Source organism: Janibacter melonis, assembly GCF_003721155.3.
Taxonomy (GTDB): Bacteria; Actinomycetota; Actinomycetes; order Actinomycetales; family Dermatophilaceae; genus Marihabitans; species Marihabitans melonis.
Genome location: NZ_CP044548.2, coordinates 1,672,957 through 1,684,407, shown reverse-complemented (window position 1 = coordinate 1,684,407; position 11,451 = coordinate 1,672,957). Strand labels below are relative to the sequence as shown.

Below are 11,451 nucleotides of genomic sequence, written 5' to 3'. Positions count from 1 at the left end.
CGTCACCTCCGGGTCTTGGGGTCGAGGGCCTCGCGCAGCGACTCGCCCATGAGGGTGAAGCCGAGCGCGACGACGATGATGCAGATCGCCGGGTAGAAGGCGAGGTGCGGGTAGTCGTAGAAGTACTTCTGCGACGCACCGAGCATCTGGCCCCATTCCGGGGTCCGGTCGTCGGGGTTGCCGAGGCCGAGGAAGGACAGCGCGGCCGCGTCGATGATCGCCGTCGCGAGGACGAGCGTCGCCTGGACGATGACCGGGCCGAGCGAGTTCGGCAGCATGTGGCGCAGGACGATCGCCGAGCGCTTGACGCCGAGGGCCCGGGCCGCGAGGACGTGGTCCTTGCTGCGCTGGGCGAGCATCGCGCCCCGCAGGAGCCGGGCGAAGATCGGGATCTGCACGATGGCGATCGCGATGATGAGCGTCCACTGGCTGGGCCGGGCGGCGAGCGCCGAGATCGAGAAGGCGAGCAGCAGGCTGGGGATGGAGAGCATGACGTCGACCGCGCGCATGATGACGCTGTCGACCCAGCCGCTGAAGGCTCCCGCGAGGGTGCCCAGGACGACGCCGCCGGCGAGCCCGATGAGGGTGGCCATGACACCGACGACGAGGGTCTGCCGGCTGCCGACGATGAGGCGGGAGAGCAGGTCTCTGCCCTTGTCGTCACCGCCGAGGGGGAAGCCGTCCCGGGGAGCGGGGACCGGGTCCTTCTGGGCGCTCACCTTGAGCAGCCACTCGGTGGGGTCGTTCGGCGCCAGCAGCGGCGCGAGCAGCGCGATGAGGACGAAGACCGTCGTGATCGCCAGCCCGACGAGGAAGACGGGGTTGCGGCGCAGCCGCTTCCACGCCGAGGCGATGAGGCTCGTCCCGGGGGAGTCGGAGACCGCGCCGGCCTCGGCGAGGGCGTCGATGCGGGCCCGCTTGCGGTCGCCGGGACGCGGCATGGGACGCGGCGTGCCGGGCTCGGGGGTGGTGGGGGTCGTGCTCATCGGGTCCTCACTCGGGGGTCGATGACGGCGTAGAGGACGTCGACGACGAGGTTGACGAGGACGTAGACGATGGCCGCCGCGAGGATGATCACCTGCAGGACGGCGAAGTCGCGGCTGCTGAAGGACTGCGAGAGCGCCTGGCCGATGCCGGGGAAGTTGAAGACGGTCTCGGTGAGCACCGCACCGCCCAGCAGCGCGCCGGTCTGCAGGCCGACGGCGGTGACGATCGGCAGGAGCGCGTTGCGCATGACGTGCCGCCCGCGGATGACCCGCGAGCCCAGGCCCTTGGACTGGGCGGTGCGCACGTAGTCCTCGTCGAGGACGTCGAGGACGCTCGCCCGGGTGATCCGGAAGATCATCGCGAAGGGGATCGAGGCCAGGGCGATGCTCGGCAGGACGAGGTGCTTGAGGGCGTCGAGAGAGGCGTCCCACTCGCGGGTGAGGATGCCGTCGAGGACGAAGAAGCCGGTGACCCGGGTCGCGTCGCCGACGTCCTGACGACCGGAGACCGGCAGCCAGCCGAGCTTGATCGAGAAGTAGTACTTCAGCAGGAAGGCGAGGAAGAAGACGGGGACGGCCACGCCGACGAGCGAGCCGACGACCGAGAGGTTGTCCAGCGCGCTGCCGCGCCGCCGGGCGGCGACGTAGCCGAGCGGGATCGCGAGGAGGAGCGCGATGAGCATCGCGCCCAGGGCGAGCTCGATCGTCGCGGGGAAGCGCTCGAGGAATACCTCCATCGCGGGCCGGCCGACCTGCACGGAGGTCGAGGCGCCGAAGTCGCCCTGGAGGGCGCGCTGGAGGAAGCGCCAGTACTGCACGGGGAGGGGGTCGTTGAGCCCCAGCTCGGCGGTGAGAGCGGCGCGGCTCTCGGGGGTCGCGCGCTCGCCGAGCATCGCGGAGACGACGCCGCCGGGCAGCGCGCGCAGCCAGGCGAAGAGCAGGATCGACAGGACGAAGACGACGAGGACCAGCTGGAGCAGCCGGCGGACGATGAATCTCAGCACGGGTAGGTGCCTCCTAGCGCTCGACAGGCGGTGGGGCCGCCTGGTCCGGGGGTGACCCGGAGCAGACGGCCCCAGCCTGGGTGTCGGGACAGATCGGCCGACGTAGGGCTTACTTGCCGCCCTCGACGGTGACCGTGTCGAACTGCTCGGCCGTCAGCGGGCTCGCGGTGAGACCCTCGACGCCCTCGCCGACGACGAGCGCGGGCGGGCTGTGCGAGATCGGCAGCCCGGGGATGTACTCCTCGGCGATCTTCTTGTTCAGCTCCTCGTACATCGTCGTGCGCTCGGCCTCGTCGACCGTCTGGTCGGCCTCCTTGAGCTCCTTGCTCAGGTCGGAGCCGAAGTCGGTCGCCGAGGTGTGGAAGTCGTTGCTCTTGAGGTTGCCGAAGAAGGTGCCGATGAAGTTGTCGGCCGAGTCGTAGTCACCGGTCCAGCCGAGCAGCCACGCGTCGAACTGGCCGTTGTCGACGCCGTCGAGGTACCCGCCGTTCCACGGCTTGGTGACGACCTTGACCTTGATGCCGACCGCCTCGAAGTCGCGGCGGATGGCCTCGTGGATCTTCTGCGGGTTCGGCATGTACGGCCGGGTGACCTCGCTCGGGTAGGCGAAGGTCAGCTCCATGCCCTCGGCGCCGGCCTCCTTGAGCAGCTTCTTGGCGCCCTCGACGTCCTTCTTCATGGGCTGCAGCTCGGAGTTGTAGCCCTTGACGGTGTCGGGCATGAACTGCGACGCGGCGACAGCGCCCTCGGGCAGCTGGGAGGTCACGAGGTTCTCGCGGTCGACGGCCATGGACAGCGCCTGGCGGACCTTGAGGTCCTTGAGCTTGGTGTTCTTCTCGGGGTTGAGGCCGACGTAGAGGATGTTGAAGGCGGGGCGGACCTCGACGGTGTTGCCGGAGTCCTCCAGGCCCTTCCAGTCCACGGGGTTCGGCAGGTCGTAGCCGTTGATCGAGCCGGCCTCGAGCTCCTGACGACGGGTCGACTCGTCGGGGATGATCTTGAAGACGATCTCGGCGTTCTTGGCCTTCTCGCCCCAGTACTCGTCGTTGCGCTTGAGCGTCACCGTGCTGTTCGCGGTGTCGTACTTCTCCAGCGTGTACGGGCCGGTGCCGACGGGCTCCTGCGCGTTCTTCGGGTAGGCGAAGCCCTCGCCCTGCTTCTTGACGTTGTTCGCGTCGCCGGACTCGAGCGCCTTGGGCGACTGCATCGCGAAGGCCGACAACGAGAGCATCGCCGGGAACTTCGAGGTGGCGCGAGAGATCTTCAGCTCGACGGTCTTGGCGTCGGTGGCCTTGCAGGAGCGGTAGAGCGAGTCGTCGCCGAAGCCCTCCATGGAGTAGGCCCAGTACTCGGCCGGGCCGGCCTGCGCGGTCTCGTTCTGGTCGGCCATGCGCTCGAAGTTCGCGCAGACGGCCTCGGCGTTGAACTCCTCGCCGTCGGTGAACTTCACGCCCTCGCGCAGGGTGAAGGTCCAGGTCTTGCCGTCCTCGCTGGGCTCCCACTTCTCCGCCAGGCCCGGGCCGATCTCGGCGCTGCCGGGCTTGACCTCGACGAGGCCCTCGAACATCTGGCGGGTGACGCGGAAGGTCTCGCCGTCGCTGGCGTAGAAGGGGTCGAAGACCTCCGGCGCGCCCGCGGCGCCGAAGGTGAAGGTGGCGTCGGTGGCGGCGGAGTCGCCGCCGCTGTCACCGCTGCCGCTGTCTTCGCGGTCGCTCTGGGCACAGGCGCTCATGGTCAGAGCGGCCGTGGCCAGGAGGACCACGGGAGTGGACTTCCGCATGGACATCGTCTACCTCGCTGGTGTGGCGTTCGGTCGACCGAGGAGTCGGTGACCCTCGGCAGCCACCCTGTGACGCGGTCACCCGGAGGGGGCCGAGGCGCCATGGACGCGGCTGGTTGGTGAACCTAATCGAGTGAGCACCCGCTGGGTAGGCCGTCGGCGACGCCTTTACCGGTCTGAGACCGAGCAGGCGAAGGGGGTCCCCCTTCGCCCGGAGGGTCGGGAGCGGGCCGCGGGCGCGACCGCGGATTTCCGGCATCGGCGCTCCTGCTGAGACAATCGCGCTCATGCCCATGAAGACCCGCTCAGACGTGCGCAACGTCGCCATCGTCGCCCACGTCGATCACGGCAAGACCACCCTCGTGGACAAGATGCTGTGGCAGGGCGGCACCTTCGGCGAGCACGACAAGAGCGGCTCCGTCGACCGCGTCATGGACTCCGGTGACCTCGAGCGCGAGAAGGGGATCACGATCCTCGCGAAGAACACCGCGATCCGCTACACCGGTCCGTCCGCCTCTGACTTCGACGCCCCCGAGGGCGTCACCATCAACATCATCGACACCCCCGGCCACGCCGACTTCGGCGGCGAGGTCGAGCGCGGCCTGTCGATGGTCGACGGCGTCGTCCTGCTCGTCGACGCGTCCGAGGGCCCGCTGCCCCAGACCCGCTTCGTCCTGCGCAAGGCGCTCGCCGCGAAGATGCCGGTCATCTTGTGCATCAACAAGGTCGACCGTCCCGACAGCCGCATCGCCGAGGTCGTCGACGAGGCCTACGAGCTCTTCATGGACCTCGACGCCGACGCGGACCAGATCGAGTTCCCCATCGTCTACGCCTCGGCGAAGGCGGGAGCGGCCAGCCTCAACCGTCCCGAGGACGGCGGGCTGCCCGACAACGGCGACCTCGAGCCGCTCTTCCGCACGATCATGGAGACCATTCCGGCGCCGGCCTACGACGACGAGACCCCGCTCCAGGCGCACGTCACCAACCTCGACTCGAGCAACTTCCTCGGTCGCCTGGCCCTGCTGCGCGTCTTCAACGGCGAGATCCGCAAGGGCCAGCAGGTCACGTGGTGCCGTCACGACGGCTCGCAGGAGCGCGTGAAGATCACCGAGCTGCTCATGACCGAGGGCCTGGAGCGCAAGCCGCTCGAGGACAAGCCCGCGCGTCCGGGCGACATCATCGCCATCGCCGGCATCCCCGAGATCATGATCGGCGACACCATCGCCGACGCCGAGAACCCCGTCGCGCTGCCCGTCATCACCGTCGACGAGCCGGCCATCTCGATGACCATCGGCACGAACACCTCGCCGCTCGTCGGCCGTGGCGCCACCCGCGGCACGAAGGTCACCGCCCGCCTCGTCAAGGACCGGCTCGACCGCGAGCTCGTCGGCAACGTCTCGCTGCGCATCCTGCCGACCGAGCGTCCCGACGCCTGGGAGGTCCAGGGCCGAGGTGAGCTCGCGCTCGCCATCCTCGTCGAGCAGATGCGCCGTGAGGGCTTCGAGCTCACCGTCGGCAAGCCGCAGGTCGTCACCCGCGAGGTCGACGGCAAGACCCACGAGCCGGTCGAGCGCCTGACGATCGACACCCCCGAGGAGCACCTCGGCGCAATCACCCAGATCCTCGCCTCCCGCAAGGGGCGCATGGAGCAGATGACCAACCACGGCACCGGCTGGATCCGCATGGAGTTCCTCGTGCCCAGCCGCGGGCTCATCGGCTTCCGCACGGAGTTCCTCACCGAGACGCGGGGCACCGGCATCGCCCACCACGTCTTCGAGGGCTACGAGCCGTGGTTCGGCACGATCACCACGCGCATCTCCGGCTCGCTCGTCGCCGACCGCAGCGGTCCCGTCACCGCCTACGCGATGGTCAACCTCCAGGAGCGCGGCACGCTCTTCGTCGAGCCGACGACCGAGGTCTACGAGGGCATGATCGTCGGGGAGAACTCCCGCGCCGACGACATGGACGTCAACATCACCAAGGAGAAGAAGCTCACCAACGTGCGCGCCAGCTCCGCGGACAACTTCGAGAAGGTCGTGCCCCCGCGCAAGCTCTCGCTCGAGCAGTCGCTGGAGTTCTGCCGCGAGGACGAGTGCGTCGAGGTCACCCCCGACGCCGTGCGGATCCGCAAGGTCGAGCTCGACCAGGTGCTGCGCAACCGGCTGGCCCGCTCGCGCAGCTGAGCCCCAGGACGTCCCCAGGAGGACCTCACCGATGACCCCCACCCCCCGCCGCGCCGCGGCGCTCGTCACGACGAGCGGCCTGCTGCTCGTCTCCGCGTGCACCTCGGCAGACGGCGGCGGGGGAGGGGGCGCGTCGGGCGCGAGCACGACACCCCTCGCGGGCCCGGAGCAGCAGCTCACGGTGCTCTCCCAGGGCCCGGTCCTCTCCTGGGACCCCCAGCGGATCACCTCGCGCCAGCAGTCGGCCTTCGCCGGCCGCACCTACCTGCGCACGCTGACGACCTACGCGCCCGCGACCGACCTCGCCGGGCAGAAGGAGCTCGTCGGCGACCTCGCGACGAGCACCGGCCGGGCGAGCAAGGACCAGACGCGGTGGTCCTTCACCCTGCGCAAGGGCGTCAGCTGGCAGGACGGCTCGCGGATCACCTGCGGCGACCTCCGCTACGGGGTCTCCCGCTCCTTCAGCAAGGACACCGCCTCCGCCGGGTACGCGCTGACCTACCTCGACATCCCGAAGAAGCCGGACGGCAGCTCGCGCTACCCCGGCCCCTTCGGCAGCGCGGGTCGCAGCGCCGGGGCGACGAACCTCATCCAGGCCGCCGTCACGTGCTCCGGCGACACGATCACCTACCGGCTCAGCGAGCCCGTCGCCGACTTCGGCGAGGTCGTCTCCACCCCCGAGTTCGCACCCGTCAAGCGCAGCACCGACAAGGGCGACGACTCCGCCTACCTCGCCTACTCCAACGGCCCGTACAAGCTCGAGGACGCGTGGCAGCCCGGTGAGGGCGGCACGTGGGTGCGCAACGAGGAGTGGGACGAGCAGAGCGACCCGGTGCGCGAGCCCACCCTCGAGCGCATCGTCCACCGCGAGGGAGTCGAGCCGGTCGAGGCGGTCGAGACGATCACCGACGGCGACGACGGCTCGCGCTCGGTGCTCCTCGACCCGCTGCCCGACGGGCTGCAGCAGCCCGTGGCCGACGCCGCCGACCAGGTGCAGAGCGTCACCGGCGACGGCCAGATCGTCGACTACCTCGCGCCGAACCACACGAGCGAGGTCATGCGCAGCGCCCGGGTGCGCACCGCCCTCGCTCTCGCGACCGACCGCGAGGGCTACGCACGGGCCCTCGGCGGCCAGGCGGTCGCCACCCCCGTGTGGTCGCTGCTCAGCACCGCCCTGCCCTCCGCCCACGAGCCGGTCCTCGACCGCGGCCCCACCGGCGACCCCGAGGCCGCCCGTGCCCTGCTCACCCGGGCGAAGCAGGAGAGCCCGCGCATCCGGGTCGCCTACCGCTCGGGCGAGCAGAGCGACGCGGCGATGGCCGCGCTGAAGTACGGCTGGGAGAAGGCGGGCTTCGTCGTCGAGCTCGAGGGCCTCGGCGAGGACTACTACACGACGATCGCGCAGCCGGCCTCGGCGAAGAAGTACGACGTCTTCTGGTCGAGCTGGGGCGCGGACTACCCCTCGGCGGCGACGGTGCTCCCGCCGCTCTTCGACGACCGGATCAACATCACGAGCGCCTCCTCCGGACGCGACTACGGCTACGTGCGCGACGACGCGGTCAACGCGGCGATGGACAAGGCGATGGCCGTCGCCGACGCCGACCGGCGAGCCGCGGCGTGGACGAAGGTCGACACCACCCTGCTCGAGCAGGGCAGCTACGTCCCGCTCGTGCAGCACCGGTCGACCTTCGTCGCCGGCCAGGAGGTCACCGGGCTGAGCAGCAACGCCGTCTTCGGGGGCACCCCGGAGATGGGCACGATCGGCGTGGCTCGGTGAGCCTGCGCCTGCTCCTCGTCCACGCCCACCCCGACGACGAGAGCATCGCCACGGGGGTCTGCCTCGCCCACCACGTCGCCGCCGGTGACGAGGTGCACGTGCTCACGTGCACCCTCGGCGAGCAGGGCGAGGTCATCCCGCCCGAGCTCGCGCACCTCGACGCCGATCACGACGACACCCTCGGGCCCTACCGCCGTGAGGAGCTGCGCCGCGCGATGAGCGCGATCGGCGCGCAGCACCGCGTCCTCGGCGAGGGAGCGGGCACGCTCTCGCGCTACCGGGACTCGGGCATGGTCGGCACCCCCTCGCAGGACGACCCCCGCGCCTTCGCCCGGGCCGACGTCGCCGAGGCGGCGGCCCTCGTGCGCGCCGTCGTCGAGGAGGTCGACCCCGACCTCGTCATCACCTACGACCCGCAGGGCGGGTACCGCCACCCCGACCACGTCCAGACGCACCGCGTCGTCTGCGCCGCGGTCGCCGCCCTGCCCACGGCCGCCCGCCCGGTCGTCCTCGCCGTGCTCACCCCGCGCACCTGGGCCGACGAGGACCGGGCCCACCTCGCGCAGCACGGCCCGGCACGCGCCTCGTGGACCCTGCCGACGGGCGAGCACCCGCCCCAGGTCGTGCCCGACGAGCTCGTCGCCTTCGAGGTCGTCGACCCGCAGGCCGTCGCCGGCCAGGTCGCCGCGCTGCGCGAGCACCGCACCCAGGTGAGCGTCGAGGGCGACCAGTACGCGCTGTCCAACGACATCGCGGCCCGGCTCTCGGGGCGGGAGGGCTACGCCGAGCTCGACGTCGAGACCGGGGCGCTCGTCCCCCCTTCGTCCCCCGCTCGCCGACCCCTCGCCGAGGCGGTGCGCCGATGAGCCTCGAGCCCAGCGCCGCGCTGCGCCAGGCGATGAGCCGGCTCGCGACGGGTGTGTGCGTCGTGACGACGACCGTCGACGGCCACGACCACGCGATGACCGCCAACGCCTTCACGTCCGTCTCCCTCGAGCCGCCGCTCGTCCTGCTCTGCGTGCGTCTCGACAGCGGCTTCCAGGACGCCGTGAGCACGGCGCGCCGGTGGGGCGTGAGCGTCCTCGCCGAGGAGCACCGGCGCATCGCGAGCTGGCTGAGCACCCCGGGGCGCCCCCTGCAGGGCCAGCTCACCCGGGTCCCGCACCACCGCGGCGAGTCCGGGGTCGTCCTGCTCGACGGAGCCCTGGCCACCATGGAGTGCGAGACTGTCGAGGAGCACGTGGCGGGCGACCACGTCATCGTCGTCGCCGAGGTCGTCAGGGCCGACCACGCCGACAGCGGCAGCCCGCTGGTCTACTACCGCAGCACGTACACGAGCACGAGGTGAATGCATGAGTGACCGCCGCGACGACGGCCGCCTGACGGACGAGGAGCTGGACGGCCAGGGGCCGCGCCGCCGCGGCCGTGGGGTCCTCGCCGGGCTCTTCGTGCTCCTCGTCCTCGGGGCGCTCTACGTCGGCACCGCGGTGTACTTCGGCGACCGGGTGCCCGCGAGCACGACCGTCGGCGGCGTGAGCATCGGCGGCATGGACGAGTCGGAGGCGCGGGCCGCCCTCGAGCGGGGCACGAAGGACGCCGTGACCCAGCCCCTGCAGGTCGAGGGCGCCGGCACGAAGACCCGCATCGATCCCGCGAAGGCCGGCCTGACCGTCGACTACGACGCGTCGCTGGCCGGGCTCACCGGCTTCAGCCTCAACCCCGCCGACGTCGTCGCCCACGTGCGCGGGGGCACCTCGCGCGACCTCGAGGCCGAGGTCGACGACGACGCGCTGACCAGCGCCGTCGCCACGGCCGCGAAGACCTTCGAGAAGAAGCCCGTCGAGGGGTCGGTCGCGGTGACCGACGGCGAGGTCGTGACGAAGAAGTCCGCCACCGGGCGCGCGGTCGACCGCGACGCGCTCGTCGAGCAGATCTCCTCCGGCTGGCCGCAGACCCGGACGTACTCCGCGAAGATCTCGACCCTCGAGCCGACGCTGGCCCAGGACGAGATCGAGCGCTTCACCACCGAGGAGCTCGACCCCCTCGCCGACGGCCCGGTGAAGATCACGACGACCGACCCGGCGGCGAAGGGGGCGGCGCGGAGCGTGAGCTTCAGCGTCCCCGCGAAGGAGCTCATGAAGGCGGTCACGGTGTCGGCCGACAATGGCGAGCTGTCCTACGACGTCGACGAGGCCAAGGTCTCCGCGGCGGTCGTCGCTGCGGGCACGAGCTCGGGCACCCTTCGCCCGGCCAAGGACGCCGAGGTCGTCCTCAGCGGCTCCCAGGACTTCTCGGTCACGCCGAGCCAGTCCGGCCTGAGCCTGAAGAAGGACGGGGTAGCCGCGCCCGTCGTCGCCGCGATGGCGAAGTCGGGCGACCAGCGCACCGCCGCCGTGCCCTCCGAGGCGACGAAGCCCGAGGTGACGACCGCGATCGCGCGCAAGACCATCCCGAAGGAGGAGATCTCCACCTTCACGACGTACATGTCGACCTACGGGCCCCGCGTCGAGAACATCAAGCTCGCCGCGAGCCGGCTCAACGGCGCCTACGTCGGCCCGGGACAGACCTTCAGCCTCAACGACCACCTCGGGCCGCGCACCGCGGCGAAGGGGTACAAGTCGGCGGGCGTCATCATGAACGGCCGCCTCGCCGAGGACTACGGCGGCGGCATCAGCCAGCTGTCGACGACGCTCTTCAACGCCGTCTTCTTCTCCGGGGCGCGGATCGAGGAGTTCCACCCCCACTCCTTCTACATCTCGCGCTACCCCGAGGGCCGAGAGGCGACGATCAGCTACCCGGACGTCGACAACCGCTTCACGAACAACACCAAGGGCGGCATCCTCATCCGCGCGAACGCCACGAACTCGCAGGTGACGGTGAGCTTCTACGGCGTCAAGACGTGGGACGTCGAGGCGAAGAAGGGCCCGCGGCGCAATGTCGTGCAGCCCAAGACGATCACCGACGACTCGAAGGGGTGCGTGCCCCAGGCGCCGACCCCGGGCTTCGACGTCACGGTGACGCGCGTGCTCAAGCCCGTCGCCGGCGGTGCCGCGACGACGAGCACCTTCGACACGCACTACATCCCTGAGGACGACGTCACCTGCACCAACCCGTGACCTCCCTCGTGCGGTGGCTCGCGGTCGCCGACGTCGACCCGGGCTGGCGCTCGGTGCTCGACGACGGGGAGCGCGAGCGGCTCGCGGCCAAGTCCGCGCCCGAGGAGCAGGCGCGCTTCGTCGGGGCCGCCGCGCTCATGCGGCGGGTGGTCGGCGAGCTCGCGGGCTGCGACCCGGCCGACGTCGGCCTGCGGCGTGACTGCCCCGACTGCGACCTGCCGCACGGCCGGCCCGTGCCCACGGGAGCCGCGCAGGGGTGGCACGTCAGCGCGTCGCACTCGGGCCCGCACGTCCTCGTCGCCGCGTCCGCGCGGCCGGTCGGCGTCGACGTCGAGCTCGTCCGGTCGCGCCCGCCGTCGGCGGCGCTCGTCGCCCGGGTGGTCTCGCCCGGCGAGCCCGAGCCTGCCGACGCCGAGGGCTTCGCCCTGCTGTGGGCGGCCAAGGAGGCCTACCTCAAGGCCCTCGGGACCGGTCTGGCCCTGCCGATGTCGTCGGTGCAGGTGGCCGAGGACCGGAGCGTCCTGCTCGACGGGAGCGCGCCGCAGGGCCGCCTCGAGCGGCTCGACGCCCCCACGGGCGCCGTCGCGTGGGTGTGCCTGACCTGA

At 71.3% G+C, this 11,451-nt stretch carries 9 protein-coding genes; 6 read left to right on the top strand and 3 right to left on the bottom strand.

What is annotated here, in order from left to right; genetic code table 11:
• Positions 1-2: 2 nt before the first annotated feature.
• From EEW87_RS07875 to EEW87_RS07865, 3 genes are all read right to left on the bottom strand, one after another.
• Positions 3-986, bottom strand: a complete 984-nt coding sequence (locus tag EEW87_RS07875; RefSeq protein WP_225985135.1) for an ABC transporter permease — start codon at positions 984-986, stop codon at positions 3-5.
• On the bottom strand, positions 983-1,990 hold the full coding sequence (locus EEW87_RS07870; RefSeq protein WP_123092184.1) for an ABC transporter permease: 1,008 nt from the start codon (positions 1,988-1,990) through the stop codon (positions 983-985). The genes EEW87_RS07875 and EEW87_RS07870 overlap by 4 nt, the downstream gene beginning before the upstream one ends.
• Before the next feature lie 109 nt (positions 1,991-2,099).
• Positions 2,100-3,722 carry an ABC transporter substrate-binding protein gene (locus EEW87_RS07865; RefSeq protein ID WP_404811913.1) on the bottom strand — a complete coding sequence of 541 codons (1,623 nt, stop codon included), beginning with the start codon at positions 3,720-3,722 and terminating at the stop codon, positions 2,100-2,102.
• A 335-nt stretch (positions 3,723-4,057) separates the two neighbouring features.
• Between EEW87_RS07865 and typA the strand changes: the two genes are divergently transcribed.
• From typA to EEW87_RS07835, 6 genes are read left to right on the top strand one after another with little or no spacing between them, the layout of a single operon-like run.
• Complete coding sequence (gene typA / locus EEW87_RS07860; protein ID WP_123092182.1) at positions 4,058-5,953, top strand: translational GTPase TypA; 1,896 nt, start codon at positions 4,058-4,060, stop codon at positions 5,951-5,953.
• Between the two features lie 31 nt (positions 5,954-5,984).
• The gene (locus EEW87_RS07855; protein ID WP_123092181.1) at positions 5,985-7,730 is read left to right on the top strand and encodes an ABC transporter substrate-binding protein; all 1,746 of its coding nucleotides are present in this window, start codon (positions 5,985-5,987) and stop codon (positions 7,728-7,730) included.
• A complete protein-coding gene (gene mshB, locus EEW87_RS07850; RefSeq protein ID WP_123092180.1) occupies positions 7,727-8,596 on the top strand; it encodes an N-acetyl-1-D-myo-inositol-2-amino-2-deoxy-alpha-D-glucopyranoside deacetylase in 870 nt (289 codons plus the stop codon). The genes EEW87_RS07855 and mshB overlap by 4 nt, the downstream gene beginning before the upstream one ends.
• Positions 8,593-9,078 carry a flavin reductase family protein gene (locus EEW87_RS07845; RefSeq protein WP_123092179.1) on the top strand — a complete coding sequence of 162 codons (486 nt, stop codon included), beginning with the start codon at positions 8,593-8,595 and terminating at the stop codon, positions 9,076-9,078. The genes mshB and EEW87_RS07845 overlap by 4 nt, the downstream gene beginning before the upstream one ends.
• A gap of 4 nt (positions 9,079-9,082) precedes the next feature.
• A complete protein-coding gene (locus EEW87_RS07840) occupies positions 9,083-10,846 on the top strand; it encodes a VanW family protein (RefSeq protein WP_123092178.1) in 1,764 nt (587 codons plus the stop codon).
• Complete coding sequence (locus EEW87_RS07835; protein ID WP_123092177.1) at positions 10,843-11,451, top strand: 4'-phosphopantetheinyl transferase family protein; 609 nt, start codon at positions 10,843-10,845, stop codon at positions 11,449-11,451. Before EEW87_RS07840 ends, EEW87_RS07835 begins: the two co-directional genes overlap by 4 nt.